The organism is Pseudomonas piscis (genome assembly GCF_009380155.1).
GTDB classification, from domain to species: domain Bacteria; phylum Pseudomonadota; class Gammaproteobacteria; order Pseudomonadales; family Pseudomonadaceae; genus Aquipseudomonas; species Aquipseudomonas piscis.
In genome coordinates this window covers 422133-446967 of the sequence record NZ_WHUV01000002.1, presented here as the reverse complement: position 1 = coordinate 446967, position 24835 = coordinate 422133, and the positions used below count along the sequence as shown (strand labels likewise).

Here is a 24835-nt window from a genome sequence, read left to right as displayed (position 1 = left end):
CGCCGAAGGCTTTGCGGACCTTGTCGCAGCTTCACGGTCTCAGCAGCGGCTAAAGGTTGCGAGGTCGCAGACTGCTTCGTGTAGCCGCTGCCGCAGGCAGCATAGGGAGTGCAGCGGCCGCCATCGCGCGACCCGGGCCAGCCCCGAAGATCCCAATGCCCCATCACGGACCGCCTGGCGCTCGACGCACCCATTTCGGGCATCCCCAGACCCTGCGCGGGCGACCTTTCGTCGGCTGCAACCCCATGTCCTGCCTGGCGCCACGGCGAAACGCGAACCCCGTCCGGCACCGCCAAGGCTTCTGTCCTAGACTGGCTCTCGCATCGTGACCAGGCAGTCACAGCGGCAGGAAAAAAGTCGAAACTTTTCGTTCCGGCCCAGGGTCAGGGTAAAGGTAGGGCCGCTGCCGCTGGTGCATTCCTTGCAGCGACTCCTCCATCCATTCTGCTTCAGCACTCGGGCAGCACGGGCTGATCGAAGTGCGATGCGTTCGTGCCCGGCCACAGGAACCGGCCGGCACGGCGTGCAATACGCCAAAACAGATCGACGACACGGGAGAGACATATGATCAGCGCCGTATTGGATACCCAGGGAGAACCCATTCCGCAGCAGGCCGGTGGACGCAGCCATTCCCTGGTCCCGCTCCCCGGGAGCAAGACGATACTGCCGCTGGCCCACCAGAACCCCAACCGCAAGCGGGTGCTGTTCGTCACCTCGGAGCTCACCGACCTGGTCAAGACCGGCGGCCTGGGCGACGTCTCCGCCGCCCTGCCCCGGGCCATGGCCCATCTGCACGACGTACGGGTGCTGATCCCCGGCTATCCGCAGGTCCTGCACAGCGAGAACCCAATCCACGTCATCGGCGAACTGGGCGGCCATGCCGCGCTGCCGGCCTGCAAGATCGGTCGCATGGACATGCCCGACGGCCTGGTGATCTACGTGCTGATCTGCCCCGAGCTCTATGAGCGCGAAGGCACGCCCTATGGCGCCAACAACGGCCGCGACTGGCCGGACAACCATATTCGCTTCGCCCGCCTGGGCCTGGCCGCCGCCGATATCGCCGCCAACCTGGCGCAGATCCACTGGTGCCCGGACCTGGTGCATGCCCACGACTGGCCCGCCGGCCTGGCACCGGCCTACATGCACTGGCGCGGCCAACGCACCCCGACGTTGTTCACCATCCACAACCTGGCCTACCAGGGCGTGGTCAGCCTGGCCTGCTGCCCGGAACTGGGCATCCCCGAGCACGCCCTGCAACAAGAAGGCATGGAGTTCTACGGCAAGCTGTCGTTCCTCAAGGCGGGCATGGCCTATGCCAGCCACATCACCACGGTGAGCGCCACCTACGCCCGGGAGATCACTACCCCGGACTTCGGCTGCGGGCTCGACGGCTTCCTGGCCAGCAAGACCCAGCAAGGCCTGCTCAGCGGCATTCCCAACGGTATCGACGAAAGCTGGGACGCCGCCACCGACCCGCACCTGTTCTGCCCCTTCGGCATCGGCGACTGGGATGGCAAGGCCGTCAACGCCGCCCACGTACGCCAGCTGTTCGGCCTGGAGCCAAGCGCCGGACCGTTGTTCGCCGTGGTATCGCGGCTGGTCTACCAGAAAGGCCTGGACCTGACCGAAGCGGTGGCCGAGTTCATCGTCGACGCGGGCGGCCAGATCGCCATCATCGGCCGCGGCGAACCGGAGGAAGAACAAGCCATGCGCGAGCTGGCCCGGCGCTTCCCCGGCCGCGTCGGCGTGCACATCGGCTTCAACGAGACCGATGCCCGGCGCATGTTCGCCGGCAGCGACTTCCTGCTCATGCCCTCGCGCTACGAGCCCTGCGGCCTGAGCCAGATGTATGCCCAGCGCTTCGGCTCGCTGCCGGTGGCGCGCAACACCGGCGGCCTGGCGGACACCATCGACGACGGTGTCACCGGCTTCTTGTTCGACGAGTCCAGCGTGGCCAGCTACCAGGCCGCCTTGCAGCGCGCCTTCCAGGTGTTCGCCCGGCCCGCGCTGCTGCATGCCATGCGCTGCCGGGCCATGGCCGCGCCCTTCAACTGGTGCCAGGCGGTGGAACCCTATGCCGAACTCTACGAGCAACTGGTGACCCAGGCCTTGGGCTACACCGCCAGGTAAGGGAGCCCTGACCAATGCCCGCAAGCACGCCATCCAGTCTGCGCCACGGCGCAGTGCTGCTCGACGCCGAACGGACCCGCTTCGCGCTCTGGGCCCCGGATGCGCACCATGTCAGCGTGGAACTGGGCAACGGCCAGTCCGTGCCCATGCTGCCCCAGCCCGAAGGCTGGTTCATGATCCAGGTGCGCTGCCCGGTGGGCAGCCGCTACCGGTTCAATATCGACGACCGACTGCAAGTGCCGGACCCGGCGTCCCGGGCCCAGGACGGCGGCGTGCATGGCCCCAGCCTGGTGGTCGATCCCCAGGCCTATGCCTGGCAGCACCCACAGTGGGCCGGACGGCCCTGGGCCGAAGCGGTGATCTACGAGTTGCACGTGGGCTTGCTGGGCGGCTACCAGGGAGTACAGCAGGTGCTGCCGGCGCTGGTGGAACTGGGGGTGACGGCCATCGAACTGATGCCCCTGGCGCAGTTCCCCGGTGAACGCAACTGGGGCTACGACGGCGTCTTGCCTTATGCCCCGCAAGCCTCCTATGGCACGCCCGAGCAACTCAAGGCCCTGGTGGACGCGGCCCACGGCCTGGGTCTTGCGGTGATCCTGGACGTGGTCTACAACCACTTCGGCCCCGACGGCAACTATTTGCAGCGCTACGCCAGAGCATTCTTTCGCGAGGACCGGCAGACCCCCTGGGGTGCCGCCATCGACTTCCGTCGCCGGCCGGTGCGCGACTTCTTCATCGACAACGCCTTGATGTGGCTGCTGGACTACCGTTTCGACGGCCTGCGCCTGGATGCGGTGCATGCCATCGACGATCCGGGTTTCCTGAAGGAGCTGGCCCAGCGGGTGCGCGAGGCTGTTCCTGGCGACCGCCAGGTTTGGCTCAACCTGGAGAACGAGGCGAACCAGGCCAGCCTGTTGCAGCACGGCTTCGATGCCCAGTGGAACGACGACGGCCATAACGCCCTGCACGTGTTGCTCACCGGGGAAACAGAGGCTTACTACGCTGACTTCGCCGAACAGCCGACCCAGCAGCTGGCGCGCTGCCTGGGCCAGGGCTTCGCCTTCCAGGGCCACCTGGACCGCCATGGGCGGCGGCGCGGCGAACCCAGCGCCCACTTGCCGCCCAGTGCCTTCGTGCTGTTCTTGCAGAACCACGACCAGATCGGCAACCGCGCGTTCGGCGAACGCCTCAACCAGCTGGCCCCACCCCAAGCCTTGCACGCGGCCACGGTGCTGTTGCTGCTGGCACCGATGATCCCGCTGCTGTTCATGGGCGATGAAGTGGCGGCGCAGGAGCCTTTCCTGTTCTTCACCAGCCACCAGGGCGAGCTGGCCGAAGCCGTGCGCCAGGGCCGGCGCGACGAATTCGCCGCCTTCAGCGCCTTCGCCGATGCCTCAGAACGCCAGCGCATTCCCGATCCCAATGCCCAGTCGACCTTCCAGGCCTCGCGTCCGGGCCATGACGGCGAGCAGGCCGAGGCCACCCGGGCGCTGTACCGCGAACTGCTGCGGATCCGCCACCGCGAGCTGGTGTCGCGCCTGCCCGGGTCCCGTGCCCTGGGCGCCGAGGTGCTGGCCGAGGGCGCCCTCACCGCCCGCTGGCGCCTGGGCGATGGCAGCCTGCTGCGCATCGACCTCAACCTCAGCGCGCACCGGGTCGAACTGCAGCCCGGGGCCGATGCCCAGCCATGGTTCCAGCACCCGCCAGGTACCCTGGAGCATTGGCGCCAGGGCTGGTTGCCGGCCTTCAGCGCACTGGTGCAACTGCAGCCTGCGACAGTCCCGGATGGAGAGCGTTAATGAGCGATGCGCAACTGGAAATACTCGCCAGCCGCGCCGGCCTGGCGGTGGACTGGATCGACGCCAACGGCCGGCCGCAGAAGGTCGAGCCCCGGGTCCTGCGGGCGGTGCTGGCCGGATTGGGCCACCCGGCCGGCAACGACCAGGAGATCGAACGCAGCCTGCAGCAACTGCAACAACGGCAGCAGGGCCGGCACCTGCCGCCACTGTTGACTGCCGATGTCGGCCAGGGCCTGGACCTGGCCCGTTATTTCCCGGCGCAGACCCAGTGCCGGGTGCAGCTGGAAGACGGCAGCAGCCGGCAATTGCAGCTGGATGACGAAAGCCGGTTGCCCGGGGAACTGCCCGTGGGCTACCACAGCGTGGATATCGAGGACGAACGCTTCATCCTCGCCGTGGCCCCCGAACGTTGCTACAGCGTGGCCGACGCAGTGGCCGACCAACCACCGCGGGCCTGGGGCCTGGGGGTGCAGTTGTACGCCCTGCGCCGCAGCGGCGATGGCGGTTTCGGCGATACCCAGGCCCTGGAGGAGCTGGCCCGCCAGGCCGCCGAACGTGGCGCCGATGCCCTGGCCATCAGCCCGCTGCATGCGATGTTCAGCTGCGATCCGCAGCGCTACAGCCCCTACTCGCCCTCCAGCCGGTTGTTCCTCAACAGCCTGTACGCCGCCCCGGGGGCGATCCTCGGCGAACGGGCCTGGCGTACCGCCATCGAGGCCTGTGGCCTGGGCCCGCAGTTGCAGGCGCTGGAGCAACAACCGCTGATCGACTGGCCGGCAGCGGCCCAGGCCAAGCAGCAGGTGCTACGCGAGCTGTACCAGGGCTTCCGCCATGGCGAGCACCCGCTGCACCAGGACTTCGCCAGCTATCGCCAGGCTGCCGGCGAGGCCCTGGAAAACCACTGTCGCTTCGAAGCGATCCAAGCCTTGCGGGTGGCCCGTGGCGAAGATCCGGACTGGCGTCATTGGCCGCAGTACTGGCGCGACCCGGCCAGCCCGGAACTGGCACGCCTGGCCGAGGAGCAAGCCGAGGAAATCGACTTCCATGCGTTCTGCCAATGGCTGATCGCACGCAACCTGGAGCGCGTGCAAAGCGCGGCCCGTAGCAGCGGCATGGGCATCGGCCTGATCGCCGACCTGGCGGTGGGCGCCGACGGTGGCGGCAGCCAGGCCTGGAGCCGCCAGGATCAGTTGCTGGCCGAGCTGACCGTGGGCGCGCCGCCGGACATCCTCAACCGCCAGGGCCAGGGCTGGGGGATCTCGGCCTTCTCCCCCGAAGGCCTGCAACGCAATGGCTTTCGTGCCTTCATCGAGATGCTGCGGGCCAACTTCGCCCATGCCGGCGGCTTGCGCATCGACCATGTCATGGGCTTGCAGCGGCTCTGGGTGATTCCCCTGGGCGCCCCGCCCTGCGACGGTGCGTACCTGTATTACCCAGTGGACGACCTGCTGCGCCTGCTGGCCCTGGAGTCCCATCGCCACCAGGCCATCGTCCTCGGCGAAGACCTGGGCACCGTGCCTGACGGCCTGCGGGAAAAGCTCGCCGCAAGGGCCATCCTCGGCATGCGCGTGCTGCTGTTCGAGCAGGACCACGGCTGTCACTTCAAGCCGATCCTGGACTGGCCGGACAACGCCCTGGCCACCACCAGCACCCATGACCTGCCGCCCCTGGCCGGTTGGTGGCACGGCCGCGACATAGAGTGGAACCAGCGCCTGGAACTGGTGGATGACGCCGGGGCCAGGCACTGGCGCGAACACCGCCAGCGCGAACGCGACGGGCTGCGCCAGGCCCTGGCCCGGGACCCGCAGAACTTTCGCGAACCGCTGGATGAAACCGACCAGTTGCTCGACGCCAGCGTGCGCTTCCTTGGCCATACCCGTGCGCCCCTGGTGCTGTTGCCGCTAGAGGATGCGCTGGGCATCGACGAACAGGCCAACCTGCCGGGCACTGTCACCGGCCACCCCAATTGGCGTCGCCGCCTGGCCGGCAGCGCCCGGCACTTGCTGGACGACAACGATGCCGCGCGGCGCCTGGAGCAACTGGCTTGCGCCCGGCGCCAAGCCCAGGAGCGCGACCGATGAACACGCCACCGTCCCGCGAATTGCGGGCCAGCCTGCGCTTGCAGTTCCACCACGGCTTCACCCTGGATGACGCCGTGCCGCTGGTGCCCTACTTCGCACGCCTGGGCATCAGCCACCTCTATGCCTCGCCCTTGCTTTGCGCCCGCGCCGGTTCCATGCACGGCTACGACGTGGTGGACCCGACCCGGGTCAACCCGGAGCTGGGCGGAGAAGCGGCGCTCGAGCGCCTGGTGGCCGCCCTGCGCCCGCACGGCATGGGGCTGATCCTGGATATCGTCTCCAATCACATGGCGGTCGGTGGCGGCGACAATCCCTGGTGGCTCGACCTGCTGCGCTGGGGGCGCCTGAGCCCCTATGGCGAGTTCTTCGATATCCAGTGGCACTCTTCCGATCCGCTGATGGCTGGCCAGTTGCTGCTGCCGTTCCTGGGCAGCGACTACGGCCAGGCGCTGCAGGAAGGCAGTCTGCAATTGCATCTAGACGATGACTTGCGGGGGTTCCATGTCCGCCACCACGAGCATCGCTTCCCCATCTGCCCTGGCGACTATGCAGAGTTGCTGCACGCTGACGGCGCAGCGGCCGAAACCTTGAAGCCCCTGGCCGACGCCTTCGCCGCGCTGCGCTTCAACAGCGATGCCCACGCCCAGGCGCAGGCCTTGCAACAGGCCCTGGGCGAGGCCCTGCAACAACCGGGCTTGCGCCAGGCCGTGGCACACAAGCTTGCCGACTACGACTCCCGGCAGGCTCCCGGCTTCGAACGCCTGCACCAGTTGCTGGAGCGCCAGGTCTATCGCCTGGCCAGCTGGCGCACGGCTGCCGACGACATCAACTGGCGCAGGTTCTTCGACATCAACGAACTGGGCGGCCTGCGGGTCGAGCGGCCTGCGGTATTCGCAGCCACTCACGGCAAGATCTTCGAGCTGATCCAGCGCCGCCTGGTAGATGGCCTGCGCATCGACCATGTCGACGGCCTGGCCGCCCCCCGGGGCTACTGCCGCAAGCTGCGGCGCCGGGTCGACCGCCTGCGCCCCGGCGAGCACTTGCCGATCTATGTGGAGAAGATCCTCGGTGCCGGGGAAACCCTGCATCGCGACTGGGGGGTCGACGGCAGCACTGGCTACGAGTTCATGAACCAGCTATCGCTGCTGCAACTGGACCCGGCCGGCCAGGCACCCCTGGCCGAACTCTGGAGCCAGCACAGCCAGCGCTCGCCGCAGTTCGTCGACGAGGCGCGCTTGGCCCGCCAGCAGATCCTCAATGGTTCCCTGGCCGGGGATTTCGAAAGCGTGGCCCAGGCCCTGCTGCAAGTGGCACGGCTGGACCTGATGAGCCGCGACCTGACCCTGGGCGCCATCCGCCGGGCCTTGCAGGAGCTGATCGTGCACTTCCCGGTGTACCGCACCTATATCGGCGGATGCGGCCGCGGGCCCCAGGACCAGCGCTTTTTCCAGCAAGCACTGGAAGGCGCCCGGGCCAGCCTCAGCGAAGCCGACTGGCCGGTTCTGGATTACCTGGACCGCTGGCTCGGCGGCCAGGGCTGGCGCCAGGTGCCACCAGGGCCGGCCCGCAGCCTGCTGCGCCATGCCGGGGTGCGCTTCCAGCAACTGACCTCCCCCGCGGCGGCCAAGGCCGTGGAAGACACCGCCTTCTATCGCTCGGCAGTGCTGCTGGCGCGCAACGACGTCGGCTTCGATCCCCAGGCCTTCAGTGCGCCACTGGCGGCGTTTCACCAGGCCTGCAGCGAACGCCTGGAGAACTTTCCCGACAACCTGCTGGCCACCGCCACCCATGATCACAAACGCGGCGAGGACAGCCGGGCCCGGCTGGCGGTGCTCAGCGAACGCGCCACCTGGTATGCCCGGCAAGTGGCCCACTGGCGAGCCCTGGCGGTGCCGCTGCGCGCCAGCGCCGATGCACCCTCGGCGGCGGACGAGCTGATTCTCTACCAGAGCCTGCTGGGCAGCTGGCCCCTGGACCTGCAGGCCAACGCGGGCCCGGCCCTGGAGGAATATGCCCGGCGCATCTGGCAATGGCAGCTCAAGGCCCTGCGCGAGGCCAAGCTGCACAGCGGCTGGTCCGCCCCCAACCCGCCATACGAAGAGGCCGTGCAGGCCTTCGTCGAGAACCTGCTGCTCGCGCCCCAGGGCCTGGAGCTGCGCCAAGCGATCGCCGCCGCGGCCCGCTCCATCGCCCCCGCCGGCGCCCTCAACAGCCTGGCGCAGACCCTGTTGCGCCTGACCGTGCCTGGGGTCCCCGACCTGTACCAGGGCAATGAGTTCTGGGACTTCAGCCTGGTGGACCCGGACAACCGCCGGCCGGTGGACTACCAGGCTCGGCGCCAGGCCCTGGAACAGCCGGCCACGGCGGCCCAGTGGCTGGCCCAATGGCACACCGGCCACATCAAGCAAGGCCTGATCGCCCGCACCCTGGAGCTGCGCCGGCAACATCCGCAGCTGTTCCGCCATGGCAGCTACCAGCCGCTGCAGGTCCTCGGGCAGCGGGCCGGCCAGGTCCTGGCCTTCCTGCGCGAATACCGCCAGCAGCGAGCGCTGGTACTGGTGCCGGTACGGGTCGCCGGGCTGCTCGGTGACAGTCCGCTGCCGCACCTGGATGCCGCGCTCTGGGGCGATACCCGGGTGCAACTGCCGTTCGCCGCCCCGGGGCGCAATCTGAATGGACTTTTTGCCAACGCGACAGTCACAGCCCACAGGGAGCTGATGCTCGCCGAGGTCCTGCGGGACTTCGCGTTGAACCTCTTGATCGACCATTGAATCCAGCGCGGGAGCATTGCGATGAGTACCGACGATAAACGCATTCGTGAGTTCGCCTACCAGATCTGGGAGTCGGAAGGAAAACCCCAGGGCCAGGAACAACGCCATTGGGAAATGGCCTGCAAGCTCGCCGAGGCCGAAGCCCTGGCCCCGGCCAAGCCGCCCAAGGTCACGCAGGCCAAGCCGGCGGCCGCCAAGCCCGGCAGCAAGGCGGCGCTCAAGCCCAAGGCCAAGTCGGCCACCGCAGTGCTGCCGCCGGGAGAGAAACCGGCCGTGGCCAAGAAGCCCCGGGCACCACGCAAGCCGCCCGCCAGCTGACACCTTACGCAGCCGGCCCCCCTTGGCGTTGTGACACCACCCGTGTCGCAATGATCGCGTTCGCGCCTGTTCCACCCATCTCATTGCAGGAGCAACCATGAGTACAGCCACCAAGCACAGCCCGACCGCAGGCCCCGACGGCGAGCCCTCGCGCATCCGTGAAGGCCTGCCCTTCCCCCTGGGCGCCACCTGGGACGGCCTGGGCGTCAACTTCGCCCTGTTCTCGGCCAATGCCACCAAGGTCGAGCTTTGCATCTTCGACGCTGCCGGCGAGGTGGAGCTGGAGCGCATCGAGCTACCGGAATACACCGACGAGATCTTCCACGGCTACCTGCCCGACGCCCATCCCGGGCTGGTCTATGGCTACCGCGTGCACGGTCCCTACGATCCGGTCAATGGCCATCGCTTCAACCCCAACAAGCTGTTGATCGACCCCTATGCCAAGCAACTGGTGGGTGGGCTCAAGTGGTCCGAGGCACTGTTCGGCTACACCATCGGCCACCCCGATGCCGACCTGAGCTTCGATGAGCGCGACAGCGCGCCCTTCGTGCCCAAGTGCAAGGTCATCGACCCGGCCCATACCTGGGGCAACGACCAGCGCGTCAGCGTGCCCTGGGACAAGACCATCATCTACGAGACCCATGTCCGTGGCTTCACCATGCGCCACCCGGCGGTTCCCGAGCAGTTGCGCGGCAGCTTCGCCGGGCTGATGGCGGAGGACGTGCTCAAGCACATCCGCAGCCTGGGGGTGTCGTCGGTGGAACTGCTGCCGATCCACGCCTTCGTCAACGACCAGCACCTGCTGCAAAAAGGCATGACCAACTACTGGGGCTACAACAGCATCGCCTTCTTCGCCCCGGACCCGCGCTACCTGGCCAGCGGCAAGATCGCCGAGTTCAAGGAGATGGTCGCGCACCTGCACGAGGCCGGCCTGGAGGTGCTGCTGGACGTGGTCTACAACCACACCGCCGAGGGCAACGAGCAGGGTCCGACCCTGTCCATGCGTGGTATCGACAACGCCTCGTACTACCGCCTGATGCCCGACGACAAGCGCTTCTACATCAATGATTCCGGGACCGGCAACACCCTGGACCTGAGCCATCCGTGCGTCTTGCAGATGGTCACCGACTCGCTGCGCTACTGGGCCGGCGAGATGCACGTCGATGGTTTCCGCTTCGACCTGGCGACCATTCTCGGGCGCTATCACGATGGCTTCGACGAGCGCCACAGCTTCCTCGTGGCCTGCCGCCAGGACCCGCTGCTGCGCCAGGTGAAGATGATCGCCGAGCCCTGGGATTGCGGCCCGGGTGGTTACCAGGTGGGGCGCTTCCCGCCGGGCTGGATGGAGTGGAACGATCGCTTTCGCGACACCGTGCGCGCCTTCTGGAAAGGCGATGACGGCCAATTGGCGGATTTCGCCGGGCGCATGACCGCCTCCGGGGAGATGTTCAACCAGCGAGGGCGCCGCCCGTACGCCTCGGTCAACTTCATCACCGCCCACGACGGCTTCACCCTGCACGACCTGGTGTCCTACAACGACAAGCACAACGAGGCCAACGACGAGAACAACCAGGACGGCAGCAACAACAACCTGTCCTGGAATCACGGGACAGAAGGCCCCACCGACGATCCGGCGATCAACGCCCTGCGCCTGCGCCAGATGCGCAACTTCTTCGCCACCCTGCTGCTGGCCCAGGGCACGCCGATGATGGTGGCCGGCGACGAGTTCGCCCGTACCCAGCACGGCAACAACAACGCCTATTGCCAGGACAGCGAGATCGGCTGGGTCAACTGGGACCTGGACGAAGATGGCAAGTCGCTGCTCAAGTTCGTCAAGCGCCTGGTCAAGCTGCGCCTGAGCTATCCGATCCTGCGGCGCGGGCGCTTCCTGGTGGGCAACTACAACGAGGACATCGGGGTCAAGGACGTGACCTGGCTGGCCCCCGACGGCAGCGAGATGACCACCGAGCATTGGCAGGATGCCCATGGCCGGTGCCTGGGCATGCTGCTCGATGGCCGCGCCCAGGAAACCGGCATCCGCCGCCCGGGCGCCGACGCCACGGTGCTGCTGGTGGTCAACGCGCACCACGACATCGTCAATTTCCGCCTGCCGCAAGTGCCGGCCGGGGAATTCTGGACATGCATGCTCGACACCAACCAGCCGGCGGTGCGCGGCCAGGAACGCCTGGATTTCGGCCATGAATACTCGGTGACCGGGCGTTCGCTGCTGTTCTTCGAGCTCCAGCACGAGGATCAGGAATAGCCGCAACCCAGGCTGGCGGGGCCTGCCGGGCCGGCCTGGGAACGCCTTGGGACAGAGTCTTGGGGGACGCCTGGGGCTTTTCGGGGACGATATTCGTCAGGACGACATACCCGGTAACGAAATACGTCTACCCTATCAAGCGGACCGCAATCGACAAATTATCCTGGCGCCCCCTGTGTGGACGGCGCCGGGCTGAGTATGATTGCGCAGCTATCACGGCGTTCCAAAGGGATGGGACACCGGTACTTCACGCTGAGGCAGGTGCCATGGAATCAGCGTGCGTGCAAACCCAGGGCCGATGCTGAACGCTCGTTCAGCTTTTCGCATACGACCCGGAAACAGGGATGTATCACGTTATGAAAGCCATATCCGCAATAGATAACAGCTGGCCCAGCCAGATCTGGAACAGCGCCCATAACCTGGCCGAGGTCCCAGCCATCAATCTTGCCAACCTGGTACCGGCCGGTTCCCGGGCGGTGATGGTGGCTCCGCATCCCGGTGACGAAGTGATTGCCAGTGGCGGCCTACTGCAAGTGCTGGCCCACCACGGCCACCCCCTGGAGCTGATCTCGGTCAGCGACGGCAGCGCCAGCCACCCCGGGTCCGAGGTCTGGCCGGAACGCCGCCTGAGTGTGTTCCGGCCCCAGGAAAGCGCCGAGGCCCTGCGCCGCCTGGGCCTGCCTTTGCATAGCCTGAAATGGATTCGCGGCGGGTTCGCCGACAGCGCATTGAGCGAGCGCGAGCAGCAGCTGGTGCCCTTCATCAGCCGCTACCTGCGCCCCGGGGATGTGGTGTTCAGTACCTGGCGCGAAGACGGCAACCTCGATCACGAGGCCGTCGGCCGGGCTGCCGCCAAGGCCGCGGCGCAAGTGGGGGCAAGGTTCTGCGAGATCCCCGTGTGGGCCTGGCACAGCTCGGCCCGCGAGGAGCACCAGATTCCCTGGCAACGCGCGCGCAAGCTGCGCCTGGACACCTGGACCGTGGCCCGCAAGCGCCACGCCGCCCATGCCTACGCCAGCCAACTGCAGGGCGAGCCGGAGATCGGCTTGCAGCCGTCGCTGTCGCCCATCGTGCTGGAGCGCATGCGCCTGCCCTACGAGATCATCCTCATGTAGCGCGGTCCGGGTGGAATCCAGCTGAACGCCAGCGCCGGTCATCAGTCCCAAGCAGTAACCGCCACTGATTTCACAGGAGCGAGCGTGAACAGCGATTCCACCCGGCCAGTGCCCCACGGGGCCACCCAGCGGTTGCGCATCCTGACGGTCAACACCCACAAGGGCTTCACCGCCCTGAACCGGCGCTTCATCCTCCCCGAGCTGCGCGAAGCGGTGCGCAGCACCCAGGCCGACCTGGTGTTCCTCCAGGAGGTGCTGGGCGAGCATGGCCGCCACGCCTCGCGCCTGGACAACTGGCCTTCCCAGTCGCAGTACGAGTTCCTCGCCGACAGCATGTGGAGCGACTATGCCTACGGGCGCAACGCGGTGTATCCCGACGGCCATCACGGCAATGCCGTGCTGTCGAAATTCCCCATCCGCCAGTATCGCAACCTCGATGTATCGATCACCGGCCCCGAGCGCCGGGGCCTGCTGCATTGCGTGCTGGATGTGCCTGGCCACGACGAAGTGCATGCCATCTGCGTGCACCTGAGCCTCCTGGAAAGCCACCGGCAGCTACAGCTGGCCCTGCTCTGCCAACTGCTCGAATCCCTGCCCGGGCAGGCCCCGGTGATCATCGCCGGTGACTTCAACGACTGGCAGCTGCGCGGCAACAGCATCCTGGGCCGGCGCAACGACCTGCACGAAGCCTTCGAACGCCATCATGGCCGCCCGGCCCGCACCTATCCGGCACGTTGGCCGCTACTGCGCCTGGACCGGGTCTACCTGCGCAACGCCGGCAGCCACAGCCCGCAGATCCTGGGCAACAAACCCTGGACCCACCTCTCCGACCACCTGCCCCTGGCGGTGGAAGTCCACCTGCCGGAACCTGCCGTACATCCGGATTGCTGATCCGGCACTGGCGCCGCAATGAGACTGATGCATGCTCTGTAACGGACAGGGACCCTGGGCATCCGCCCGGGGCCGCCCCTGCCGTGAAAAGGAGCGATGCCATGAGCGATACCCCCACGATCGTCCTGGTCCACGGGTTCTGGGGCGGCGCCGCCCACTGGAACCGGGTCATCGACGAATTGCTGGAACGCGGCCAGCAGAAGATCCGCGCGGTAGAGTTGCCCCTGACGTCCCTGGCCGACGACGTCGAGCGCACCCGCAAACTGCTGGCCCAGCAAGCCGGGCCGGTACTGCTGGTGGGGCATTCCTACGGCGGCGCGGTGATCACCCAGGCCGGCCACGAGGCCAACGTCGCTGGTTTGGTGTACATCGCCGCCTTCGCTCCCGACAGCGGCGAGAGCCCCGGCAGCCTGACCCAGGAGTTTCCTCCCGCGGCCGCGGCCAACCTGGAACCGGACAGCGACGGCTACCTGTGGGTTCGTCCGGAGCGCTTCCATGAGAGTTTTTGCCAGGACCTGCCGGCCCGCGAGGGACTGATCATGGGCCTGACCCAGAAAGCCCCGCTGGCCAGCACCTTCGGCGATACCCTGGGCGCCCCGGCCTGGCGCGACAAACCCTCGTGGTACCAGATCTCCAGCGCCGACCGCATGATCGCCCCGCACAACCAGGAGCGCATGGCCGCGCGCCTGAACGCGCGCAAGGTGATCCGCCTGGACGCCAGCCATGCCTCCCTGGCCTCGCAGTCGCACGCCGTGGCCGGGTTGATCGCCGAGGCCGCCGCCAGCCTCTGATCGGCCAGGGCTGGCGTTCAACTTCGGCAGCGGCTAAACGAAGCGCGCCCTGTGGCCGTGTCAGTGGCCGGGGCGCAGGATCAGCACCGCCAGGGGCGGCAGGTTGAGCACCAGGGACAGGGCCTGGCCGTGGCTTTCCTGCTCTTCGCTGAAGGCTTCGCCGGCGTTGCCGTAGTTGGACCCGGCATAGAGTTGCGAATCGCTGTTGAGCACCTCGCTCCAGCGCCCGGCCAGGGGTACGCCCACCCGATACCCCTCGCGTGGCACCGGGGTGAAGTTGGCCACCACCAGCAACGGCTCGCCATTGCGGCTCCAGCGCAGCCAGGCATACACACTGTTGAGCGCATCGTCGCCAATCAGCCACTGGAAGCCCTGGGGCACGTGGTCCTGCTCGTGCAGCGCCGGATACTCGCGGTACAGGCGGTTGAGGTCGCCCACCAGCTGTTGCACGCCACGGTGTTCGGGATATTGCAGCAAGTACCAGTCCAGCTGCTGGTCGTGGTTCCACTCGCGCCACTGGCCGAACTCGCAGCCCATGAACAACAGCTTCTTGCCCGGATGGGTCCACATGAAGCTCAGGTAGGCCCGCAGGTTGGCGAACTTCTGCCAGCGATCGCCAGGCATCTTGTCGATCAGCGAATGCTTGCCGTGCACCACTTCGTCATGGGAGATCGGCAGGATGAAGCGCTCGGACCAGGCATACACCAGGCCGAAGCTCAGTTCGTTGTGGTGGTGGGCCCGATAGACCGGGTCTTGCTGGATGTAATGCAGGGAGTCGTGCATCCAGCCCATGTTCCACTTGTAGGCGAAGCCCAGCCCGCCATGCTCGGTACTCTGGCTGACCCCGGGCCAGGCGGTGGATTCCTCGGCGATCACCAGGGCGCCCGGCGCCTCCAGGTCCACCACGTCGTTGAGATGGCGCAGGAACTCGATCGCCTCGAGGTTTTCCCGGCCGCCGTGACGGTTGGGCACCCACTCCCCGGCCTTGCGCGAGTAGTCGCGGTAGAGCATCGAGGCCACCGCATCGACCCGCAGTCCATCGACATGGAAATGCTTGAGCCAATGCAGGGCCGAGGCCAGCATGAAGCCGTGCACCTCGGTACGCCCGAGGTTGTAGATCAGGGTGTCCCAGTCCTGGTGGAAACCTTCCAGGGGGTTGCCGTACTCATACAGCGCCGTGCCATCGAACTGCGCCAATCCATGGGAATCGGTGGGAAAGTGCGCCGGCACCCAGTCCAGGATCACCCCGATCTGCGCCAGGTGGCAGGCATTGACGAAGGCCGCGAACTCCTCGGGCGTACCGTAGCGGGCGCTGGGTGCAAACTGCGCCAGGGGCTGGTAGCCCCAGGAGCCGCCGAACGGGTGCTCCATGATCGGCATCAGCTCGATATGGGTGAAGCCCAGTTCCTTGACGTAGGGAATCAACCGTTCGGCCAGCTCCGGCCAACTGTAGTGGCGGGCCACCTCGCCCACGTCGTCGACCTCGCACTGCCAGGAACCGGCGTGCAGCTCGTAGATCGCCAGCGGCGCATCGACCCGCTGGCGTTCGCCACGGGCCAGCATCCACTCCTGGTCCTGCCAGTCGATGGCCAGCGGCGCCGCGACCTTCGACGCGGTGTCGGGCGGCAGCTGGGTCGCCAGGGCTACCGGGTCGGCCTTGAGCGGCAGGATGCCGTGGGGCCCGAGGACCTCGTACTTGTAGGATTCACCAGCGTGCAGGCGCGGGATGAACAGCTCCCAGACCCCCGAAGGATGACGCAGGCGCATGGGATGCCGACGGCCATCCCAGACATTGAAGTCACCCACCACCGAGACCCGCCGGGCATTGGGCGCCCACACCGCGAAACGCACGCCGGCTACACCGTCCACCGTGGTCAACTGGGCTCCCAGGCAACTGCCGAGGTCGCGGTGATTGCCTTCGGCGAACAGGTACAGGTCCATTTCACCAAGCAACGGCCCGAAGCTGTAGGGATCTTCGCTGACCTGTTCGCCACCGGCCCACTGCACACGCAGGAGGTAGGGCCGGGCCTCGGGAAAATGCCCGGCGAACAACCCCGGCACCTCGTCGGTTTCCAGGTTGCCGAGCAATTGCTGCCGCTCGCGGTCCAGCACCTGGACACTCAGCGCCCCGGGCAGGAAAGCCCGGATGACCTGCCCACCGGCACCGTCGCCATGGGGCCCGAGGATGGCGAAAGGGTCGTTGTTCTCGGCCCGGACCAGGGCCTCGATAGCCCCGGCCGGTGGCAGCAACCTCTCCTGGCGCCGCTCCTGCTCCCTGTTCGAGAAATTCATGACTGCTCTCCATCGATGTCGGAAAAGTCCGGTAGTTCACGCAACAGGCCAGCCAGGCCGCGCAGCGGCACATGCAACCAGGCGGGCCGGTTCTGCGCCTCATAGGCCAGCTCGTAGGCCGCCTTCTCCAGGCTGAACAGCACCAGGGCAGCATCGGCCGCCGACGCTCGCCAGCCATGGGCAAGATTAGCCGTCGCCTGCCGGTACGCCGTGACGAAAGCCTGCCGGGAGCGCTCCAGGTAGCGCCCGACCACGGTTTGCCGGACCGCCTGGGCATCCGGCGCGCCATCCACCGCCGGCGCCTCCAGGGCCAGGGCCGCGGCGTAGTCGAACGAACGCAGCACGCCACTGACATCCTTGTAGGGGCTGTGCTTGGCCCGGCGTTCCGCCAGGGGCCGCGCCGGCTCGCCCTCGAAGTCGATCAGGTAGGCATCACCCTTGATCACCAGCACCTGGCCCAGGTGCAGGTCGCCATGGACCCGGATGCGCAAGCCGCCCAGCAATTGCCCGGCCAGTTGATCGACTGCGGCGAGGATGCGCCCCTTGTGCCGCAATAGGCGCTGGCACAGGCCACGGTCGGTCTCGGCGAGGCTGTCCTGGTGTTCTTCGAGCAACTGCAAACTGTGTTCCAGTTGCCCACTGACTTGGCGCTGGCAAGCCTGGAGATCCTCCTGGGTATAGGCCTGGGGCGTGAAATCCGCAGCACTGCCGGGGGCGGCGAGCAGCATGTGCATTTCCCCCAGGCGCTGGCCCAGGAGTCCGGCGAAGTCCTGGAGTTCGGACAGGGCGTTGTAATGCTGCTCCTGTTCGGAAACGGCGCTGGCCAGCTCGTCGCGGATCGCCCGCTCCAGGTTGCTCTGGGTCCACTCCCAGGCGTCGCCCTGGTTGCTCAGGTAGCCCTGGGCGATCATCAGCAGGTGATCCTCGCCCTGCGCGTCACGGCGCACCACCGAGCCCAGCAATGGCGAAATATGGGCAAAACCGGCCTGGGTGAGAAAAGCGCCCATTTCCAGTTCCGGGTGGATGCCGCCGGCCACCTTGCGCACCAGCTTGAGCACCAGGCTTTCGCCCACCACCACCGAGCTGTTGGATTGCTCGGCCGACAGGTAGCGCACGTCGACCTCGGCATCCAGGCCCAGGCGCTGCAGTTGCGGGCTGCCATCGAAACGGATCTGTCCGGCGGCGCTGTCCAAGCGGGCCTGGGCCTGGAGCGCCTGGAGCACGCTGCGCACGAAGCTGTCGAGGGCGAAGGCATCGGTGATCAAGCCCACCTGGCGCCCGCGCCGGACCCGGGACATGGCCAGTTGCTGGGGCAAGGCGCTGCTGATCTGGTCCTCGGCCAGCAGGCCGAATGGCACCTGGTAGCGCTGGCTGCGGCCCTGGCTGGTGACCTCGATCTCGCCCAGCAGCACCGGGTGCTGCGGATCGCCGAAGCGCACGCCATACACCAGCTGCACTTGGCCCAGGGTGCTGTCCTTGTCGGCGAACCAGCGGCGCTTGGGCAGCCAGCTGGGCAGGATTTCCTGCTCCAGGGTGGTGCGCGACGGCGCCTCCAGCAATTCCTCGAGGCGTTTCTTCAACACCAGGGTGGTGAACTCCGGCAGGCTCTGGGCCGGCTCGACATGCCAGCTGGGCATCTGCTGCTCGCTGGCCAGGACGAACCAGTAGAAGCCATAGGGCGCCAGCGTCAGCAGGAAATTCAATTGGCCGATGGGCGGGAAGGCGCTGCCGCCGAGCATCTCCACCGGCACCATGCCGGCGAAGCTCGACAGGTCCAGCTCCGCCGCCTGGGCGCTGCGCGAGACGTTGGCCACGCAGAGGATGATCTCCTGCTTGCCATCGGCCCCGGTGTATTCGCGGGTATAGGCCAGGATCCGGCGATTGTTCGGCGACAGCATCTTCAGCGTGCCCCGGCCGAAGGCCCTGGATTGCTTGCGCACCGCCAGCAGGCGCCGGGTCCAGTTGAGCAGCGAATGCGGATCGCCGGACTGGGTCTCGACGTTCACCGACTGGTAGCCGTAGAGCGGGTCCATGATCGGCGGCAGCACCAGGCTCGCCGGGTCGGCCCGGGAGAAGCCGCCGTTACGGTCGATGGACCACTGCATCGGCGTGCGCACGCCATCGCGGTCGCCCAGGTAGATGTTGTCGCCCATGCCGATCTCGTCGCCGTAGTACAGGGTCGGAGTACCGGGCATCGACAGCAGCAGGCTGTTGAGCAGTTCGATGCGCCGCCGATCACGCTCCATCAGCGGTGCCAGGCGCCGGCGGATGCCCAGGTTGATCCGCGCCCGCCGGTCAGCGGCGTAGTAGTTCCACAGGTAGTCGCGCTCCTTGTCGGTGACCATTTCCAGGGTCAGCTCATCGTGGTTGCGCAGGAAGATCGCCCACTGGCAATTGGCCGGGATTTCCGGGGTCTGGCGCAGGATGTCGGTGATCGGGAAGCGATCTTCCTGGGCCAGGGCCATGTACATGCGTGGCATCAGCGGAAAGTGGAAGGCCATGTGGCATTCGTCGCCATCGGCACCATTGCCACTGGCCTGGCCGAAGTACAGCTGGGTGTCCTCGGGCCACTGGTTGGCCTCGGCCAGGAGCATGCGGTCCGGATAATGGGCATCGATCTCGGCGCGGATGCGCTTGAGCACATCGTGGGTCTCGGCCAGGTTCTCGTTGTTGGTGCCATCGCGCTCGATCAGGTAGGGGATGGCGTCCAGGCGCAGGCCGTCGATACCCATGTCCAGCCAGTGGCGCATGACCGAGAGCACCGCCTTCATCACCTGCGGATTGTCGAAGTTCAGGTCCGGCTGGTGGGAATAGAAGCGGTGCCAGAAGTACTGGCCCGCCACCGGGTCCCAGGTCCAGTTGGACTTCTCGGTGTCGAGGAAGATGATCCGCGTGCCGGCGTACTTCTGGTCGTCGTCGGACCACACATAGAAGTTGCGCGCCGCCGAACCGGGCTTGGCCTTGCGGGCACGCTGGAACCAGGGGTGCTGGTCGGAGGTGTGGTTGATCACCAGTTCGGCGATCACCCGCAGTTCGCGCTTGTGGGCCTCGGCGATGAACCGCCGGACGTCCGCCAGGGTGCCATAGTCGGGGCTGACCCCACGGTACTCGGCGATGTCGTAGCCGTCGTCGCGCCGTGGCGAGGGATAGAACGGCAACAACCAGATGGTGTTGACCCCCAGTTCCTTGATGTAGTCCAGCTTGGCGATCAGCCCGGGAAAGTCGCCGACGCCATCGTCGTTGGAATCGAAATAGGACTTCACATGCACTTGGTAGATCACCGCGTCCTTGTACCAGAGCGGATCCTTGATGAAGGTCGCTGGTCGGGTTTTCTTCGCCATTGCTCACTCCTGAATCTGTTCAGAGGTCCCTGCCCGACCACTGCCGCCTGGCCTTAGGGCCGGCGGCGCGGCCAGGTCAGTCGACGCTGATGCGCCAGATACCGAACGGCTGGGCCGGTTCAAGGCGCATGAACTGGACCTTGCCGTACCAGGTCCAGCGATGGCCGTTCATCAAGTCCTCGCCCTGGGTGGCGGCATCGTCGGGCAGGCCCATTTCCCAGAGTGGCAGCTCGAAATGCGCCTCCTGGGGGTTGAAGGGATCGAGGCTGACCGCCACCAGCACGAAGTTGCCGCCGTCGGCGCTGCGTTTGCCGAAGTACAGGATCCGGTCGTTCCAGGCGTTGTACAGCTTGAGCCCCAGGTGCGATTGCAGCGCCGGGTTCTGACGGCGGATACGGTTGAGCTGGGCGATCTCGGCGATGATGTTGCCCGGGGCATTGAAGTCCCGCGGGCGGATCTCGTACTTCTCCGAATCCAGATATTCCTCCTTGCCTGGCAACGGCGCCGACTCGCACAGCTCGAACCCCGAATACATGCCCCACAGGCCCGAACCCATGGTCGCCAGCGCCGCGCGGATGAGAAAGCCGGGGCGGCCCGAGTCATGCAGGAAGCCGGGGTTGATATCCGGAGTGTTGACGAAGAAGTTCGGCCGGAAGCATTCGCGCCAGGGCGACTGGTTGAGCTCGCTCAGGTAGCTGGCCAGTTCGCTCTTGGTGTTGCGCCAGGTGAAGTAGGTGTAGCTCTGGGAGTAACCGATCTTGCCCAGGCGCGCCATCATCGCCGGGGTGGTGAAGGCCTCGGCCAGGAAGATCACCTGCGGGTGCCGGCTGCGCACATCGCCGATCAACCACTGCCAGAACGGCAACGGCTTGGTATGCGGGTTATCGACCCGGAAGATGGTGACACCCTCCTCGACCCAGCCGAGCACTATGTCCCGCAGCTCCAGCCACAGGCTGGGGATGGCATCGGCGGCATAGAAGTCGACGTTGACGATGTCCTGGTACTTCTTGGGCGGGTTCTCGGCGTATTTGATCGTGCCGTCCGGGCGCCAGTTGAACCAGCCCGGATGCTGGGTCAGCCAGGGATGGTCCTGGGAGCACTGGATGGCGAAATCCAGAGCGATTTCCAGGCCATGGTCGGCGGCTGCGGCCACCAGCCGGCGAAAATCCTCGCGGCTGCCCAGTTGCGGATGGATCGCCTCGTGGCCGCCCTCCTCGCTGCCGATGGCATAGGGGCTGCCCGGATCGTCCGGGGCCGCGACCAAGGCGTTGTTGCGCCCCTTGCGGTGGCGCCGGCCAATGGGGTGGATCGGCGGGAAATACAACACGTCGAAGCCCATGTCATGGATCATCGACAAGCGCGAATGCACATCGTCGAAAGTGCCGTGGCGCGCCGGATCGTCGGTGATGGAACGGGGAAACAGCTCGTACCAGCTGGCGAACTGCGCACGCTCGCGCTCCACGTCCAATGGGTACTCGGGACTCAGGCTGAGGTAGGGACGCAGGTCGGCCTCGGCCATCAGTCGGGCACTGTCGGCACTCAAGAACAGCGCCACCTGCTCGGCCGCGAGCAAGCCGCCCAGTTGCTGGTGCAGCACCAGCAGTTGTTCGCGCAGCGCGCCTTCGCTGCGTTCGCCAGCCTGCTGCACCAGGGTGCGGCCTTCTTGCAGTTCCAGGCTGACCGGCTGGGCGGCCAGGTGCTTCTTTTCCAGCTCGTAGCAGAAGCTGGCGAACAGGTCGATCCAGGCCTCGATGCAGAAGCGATAGCGGCCCGCCTCCGGCACCGGGAAGTGCCCCAGCCAGCCATCGTTGCCCTGGTCTTCCAGGACCCGGCTGTGCCAAACATCCTGCCGTTCGTTGCGCCAGCGCACCCGCACCGCCAGCTTGTCGTGGCCATCGGCGAAGACCTTGCACCCCACCTCCACCTGCTGGCCCGCAGTGGCCTTGGCCGCGAACTGGCCGCCATCGAGCACCGGGCGGGTACCTTCGATGGCGATGCGCGGCAGCAGCAAGGCCTGGGACAACGGCAGGTGCGCCTGGTAGCTCTGTTCGGTCGGTTGTTCTGCGCTCATCGAGCATCACCCCTCTGTACTGGTTCTCGACGCTAGGCTGACCGGGTCGGCGATGCCCCGGTACAGCACTGGATCGACACACTTAGGTTCCGAGCCACCCGCCTTGCGGAAAGTTCAGCGCAATTGATCATCGAGACGGCGGGAATCAAATGCGCCGTTGCGGGGTCCACCGAACGAGCCGGTGCAACTGCAAGCACCCAGGAGGCCAGCAATGAGTATCCCGATCCCGGCGGATCCCCCTGATCCGAACATCGACCAGCCACCCCTGCCGCCCAGCGAACCACCGGCGGTTCCCGAGCAGGAGCCACCGGACAGCACCCCGCCGCCCAAGGTCGACCCGCCCATGCCCAGGCCGCCGGTACTGGCCGAGCAGCGGGAATAAGTGCGGCGGTTCGCCGGCAAGCATAGATAGACAGGCGGTATTCAGCGCTTTTCCAGGCGCCGCACGATCAACGGCATCAGGCTGAAGACCATCAATGCCAGCAAGGTGCTCAACAGCGCCGTGGCCTCGCGGCCCATGCCGGCCGCGACGCCGATGGCGGCGGTCATCCACAACCCGGCGGCGGTGGTCAAGCCCTTGACGTGCTGGCCTGCCTCCTCCTCACGCCCCTTGAGAATGGTCCCGGCGCCGAGGAAGCCGATCCCGGCGATCACTCCCTGGAGTACCCGGCTCATGGCATCGGACTGGGCTCCCGAAAGGCTCGGCACCAGCACGAACAAGGCGGCGCCCATGGCCACCAGCATGTGGGTGCGCACTCCTGCCGCCTTGCCCTTCTGTTCCCGCTCGAACCCCAGCACCGCGCCCAGCGCCGCTGCCAGCAGCAGGCGCAGGATGATCCGGGTCATCTGCCGCGCATCGCCGATATCAGCGAACTCCGCTTGCAGGGTCAGCCATACCTCATGCCACCAGGCGTCCATCGAGTGCTCCTCCGGCCATCCCGGCCCCGCGGGTTGCGGGCCATGGGCTTCATTAAGGATGGACCGCGGCGTCGGGCAGATGGTGCCGGCCCACTGCCTGGCCGCCGTTGATCGCCGGCGGCGAACCCTGGCCGCGCTACGGGCCCTAACCTGTATAGCCATCGCCAGGAGGTACCCGACATGAGCCTGCGCATCGAACAGCAGCACTGTTATTTCGACACCCAGACCCTCCACGAACGCCTGCCCGCCAGTGCCGTGACCATCATCACCGACAGCGCCAAGGCGATGTCGGCGGTGGAGATCAAGGGCGAGCGTATCTACATCACCGAAGCAGAAGCCGACGCATTGACCGTAGCAGGTGCCACCGACGGCCGACGCCACCTGAAGGCCTCCGGGGGTGATTCGGTGATTTGACTGACCTGGATCAGGGTCCGCCCCGTAGCCCTGTGCCATCAGCCTGCGGGGCCAGGTCCCCGGGGAACTTGCCGGGGTGCAGCAAGTTGTCGCAGGCCTCCTGGAAAGGCCATCTGATCCGCTTTTTTATCAAATAGCTGAGTCTGTTATGCAAACAGATCCGTGGTCATAGTTGCGCGGCCTGATGGAGGCTATGAGCGAACGACCATGAGCGAAAGAATCCCCGTCCGATTAGTAGAGACCTTCGAACCTTCACGCCCTAAACAGATGAAGACGAAGAGCACCGACAAACACGTCTATACCCGTAGTTTCAGCGGCCTGTTCCGCACCCTGCGCATGAGCGGCGCAGGGTTCCTGTTCCTCTTGTTCTTCGGCACCGTCTGGCTGAACTGGGGCGGACGCCAAGCAGTGCTGTGGGACCTGGCGGAAAGCAAGTTCCATATCTTCGGCGCCACCTTCTGGCCCCAGGACTTCATCCTCCTCTCGGCGCTGCTGATCATCTGCGCCTTCGGCCTGTTCTCCATCACGGTGTTCGCCGGCCGGGTGTGGTGCGGCTATACCTGCCCGCAGAGCTCCTGGACCTGGCTGTTCATGTGGTGCGAAAAGGTCACCGAGGGCGACCGCAACCAGCGGATCAAGCTGCAGGCCGCGCCCTGGAGCGCCAACAAGCTGGCCCGCCGGGCCCTCAAGCACACCCTGTGGCTGGGCATCAGCCTGCTCACCGGCCTGACCTTCGTTGGCTACTTCACCCCGATCCGGCCCCTGGCCCAGGAACTGATGACCCTGCAGATCGGCGGCCTGAGCCTGTTCTGGGTAGTGTTCTTCGCCGGCGCCACCTATATCAATGCCGGCTGGATGCGCGAAGCAGTGTGCATGCACATGTGCCCTTATGCCCGCTTCCAGAGCGTGATGTTCGACAAGGACACCCTGACCATTTCCTACAACCCGGCCCGTGGCGAAAGCCGAGGCCCGCGCAAGCGCGACGTCAAGCCCGCCGACGTCGGCCTGGGCGATTGCATCGACTGCCAGCTGTGCGTGCAGGTATGCCCCACCGGCATCGACATCCGCGACGGCCTGCAGATGGAATGCATCGGCTGCGCCGCCTGCATCGATGCCTGCGACTCGATCATGGACAAGATGGGCTACGCCCGCGGCCTGATCTCCTATACCTCCGAACATGAGCTGCAAGGGGGCAAGACCCACCTGCTGCGGCCGCGCCTGGTGGGCTACTGCGCAGTGATGCTGGTGATGATCGGCGCGCTGACCCTGGCCCTGGTGCAACGGCCGATGGTGTCCCTGGACGTGACCAAGGACCGTGGCCTGTTCCGCGAGAACGCCCTGGGGCAGATCGAGAACATCTACAGCCTGAAGATCATCAACAAGACCCAGCAACGCCAGCAATACCAGGTAGCCCTGGTGGATGGCGAAGGCTTCGAGCTGCAAGGCAAGACCGAGCTGAGCCTGGCTCCAGGTGAAATCATCGACTTGCCGGTTTCGGTGGCGCTGGTCCAGGAACGCCCGCAAAGCAGTTCCCAGGACATCAGCTTCAAGGTCAGCGATAGCGACGATCCGGGCATCCAGGCCGTGGCGGCGAGTCGTTTTGTCGCGCCGATGAACCGCTGAACCTCTAGAATGCCGTG

General features: G+C 66.5%; 16 protein-coding genes. 12 read left to right on the top strand and 4 right to left on the bottom strand.

The genetic code is table 11. The features are described from left to right. Positions 1 to 564 precede the first annotated feature (564 nt). From glgA to GDH07_RS11995, 9 genes are all read left to right on the top strand, one after another. Positions 565 to 2130: a glycogen synthase GlgA gene (glgA, locus tag GDH07_RS12035; RefSeq protein ID WP_152897664.1), complete on the top strand. Its 1566-nt coding sequence runs from the start codon at positions 565 to 567 to the stop codon at positions 2128 to 2130. A gap of 14 nt (positions 2131 to 2144) precedes the next feature. After that, the gene (gene treZ, locus GDH07_RS12030) at positions 2145 to 3929 is read left to right on the top strand and encodes a malto-oligosyltrehalose trehalohydrolase (protein ID WP_152897663.1); all 1785 of its coding nucleotides are present in this window, start codon (positions 2145 to 2147) and stop codon (positions 3927 to 3929) included. Then, positions 3929 to 6010: a 4-alpha-glucanotransferase gene (gene malQ, locus GDH07_RS12025; protein ID WP_152897662.1), complete on the top strand. Its 2082-nt coding sequence runs from the start codon at positions 3929 to 3931 to the stop codon at positions 6008 to 6010. The genes treZ and malQ overlap by 1 nt, the downstream gene beginning before the upstream one ends. Continuing rightward, on the top strand, positions 6007 to 8781 hold the full coding sequence (locus GDH07_RS12020) for a malto-oligosyltrehalose synthase (RefSeq protein ID WP_152897661.1): 2775 nt from the start codon (positions 6007 to 6009) through the stop codon (positions 8779 to 8781). Before malQ ends, GDH07_RS12020 begins: the two co-directional genes overlap by 4 nt. 21 nt (positions 8782 to 8802) lie before the next feature. Continuing rightward, on the top strand, positions 8803 to 9099 hold the full coding sequence (locus GDH07_RS12015; RefSeq protein WP_152897660.1) for a DUF2934 domain-containing protein: 297 nt from the start codon (positions 8803 to 8805) through the stop codon (positions 9097 to 9099). A 97-nt stretch (positions 9100 to 9196) separates the two neighbouring features. Further along, a complete protein-coding gene (gene glgX / locus GDH07_RS12010) occupies positions 9197 to 11362 on the top strand; it encodes a glycogen debranching protein GlgX (protein WP_152897659.1) in 2166 nt (721 codons plus the stop codon). A 356-nt stretch (positions 11363 to 11718) separates the two neighbouring features. Continuing rightward, positions 11719 to 12477 (top strand): PIG-L deacetylase family protein, encoded by a 759-nt coding sequence (locus tag GDH07_RS12005; protein ID WP_085597506.1) that lies wholly within the window; start codon positions 11719 to 11721, stop codon positions 12475 to 12477. Between the two features lie 84 nt (positions 12478 to 12561). Then, entirely contained in the window at positions 12562 to 13368 is an 807-nt protein-coding gene (locus GDH07_RS12000; RefSeq protein WP_022644259.1) for an endonuclease/exonuclease/phosphatase family protein, read from the top strand. 101 nt (positions 13369 to 13469) lie between these two features. Further along, on the top strand, positions 13470 to 14159 hold the full coding sequence (locus tag GDH07_RS11995) for an alpha/beta hydrolase (RefSeq protein ID WP_022644258.1): 690 nt from the start codon (positions 13470 to 13472) through the stop codon (positions 14157 to 14159). Between the two features lie 60 nt (positions 14160 to 14219). Here the strand turns inward: GDH07_RS11995 and glgB are convergent, their stop codons facing one another. The 3 genes from glgB to GDH07_RS11980 form a co-directional block, all read right to left on the bottom strand. Next, on the bottom strand, positions 14220 to 16451 hold the full coding sequence (gene glgB, locus GDH07_RS11990) for a 1,4-alpha-glucan branching protein GlgB (RefSeq protein WP_152897658.1): 2232 nt from the start codon (positions 16449 to 16451) through the stop codon (positions 14220 to 14222). Next, positions 16448 to 19792, bottom strand: coding sequence for a maltose alpha-D-glucosyltransferase (gene treS, locus GDH07_RS11985; RefSeq protein WP_152897657.1), 3345 nt, complete (start codon positions 19790 to 19792; stop codon positions 16448 to 16450). Before treS ends, glgB begins: the two co-directional genes overlap by 4 nt. A gap of 76 nt (positions 19793 to 19868) precedes the next feature. Beyond that, positions 19869 to 21863 carry an alpha-1,4-glucan--maltose-1-phosphate maltosyltransferase gene (locus GDH07_RS11980; protein WP_152897656.1) on the bottom strand — a complete coding sequence of 665 codons (1995 nt, stop codon included), beginning with the start codon at positions 21861 to 21863 and terminating at the stop codon, positions 19869 to 19871. A gap of 211 nt (positions 21864 to 22074) precedes the next feature. Between GDH07_RS11980 and GDH07_RS32285 the strand changes: the two genes are divergently transcribed. After that, positions 22075 to 22245, top strand: coding sequence for a hypothetical protein (locus GDH07_RS32285; protein ID WP_022638999.1), 171 nt, complete (start codon positions 22075 to 22077; stop codon positions 22243 to 22245). A 41-nt stretch (positions 22246 to 22286) separates the two neighbouring features. Here GDH07_RS32285 and GDH07_RS11975 read toward each other — a convergent pair whose 3' ends face one another. After that, complete coding sequence (locus GDH07_RS11975) at positions 22287 to 22781, bottom strand: MgtC/SapB family protein (protein WP_022639000.1); 495 nt, start codon at positions 22779 to 22781, stop codon at positions 22287 to 22289. 180 nt (positions 22782 to 22961) lie between these two features. On the opposite strand from GDH07_RS11975, the gene GDH07_RS11970 reads away from it, so the two are divergent. Both GDH07_RS11970 and ccoG read left to right on the top strand, forming a co-directional pair. Next, positions 22962 to 23195, top strand: a complete 234-nt coding sequence (locus GDH07_RS11970; RefSeq protein WP_022639001.1) for a DUF3203 family protein — start codon at positions 22962 to 22964, stop codon at positions 23193 to 23195. 207 nt (positions 23196 to 23402) lie between these two features. Next, entirely contained in the window at positions 23403 to 24818 is a 1416-nt protein-coding gene (ccoG, locus tag GDH07_RS11965; RefSeq protein WP_053130367.1) for a cytochrome c oxidase accessory protein CcoG, read from the top strand. Positions 24819 to 24835 lie beyond the last annotated feature (17 nt).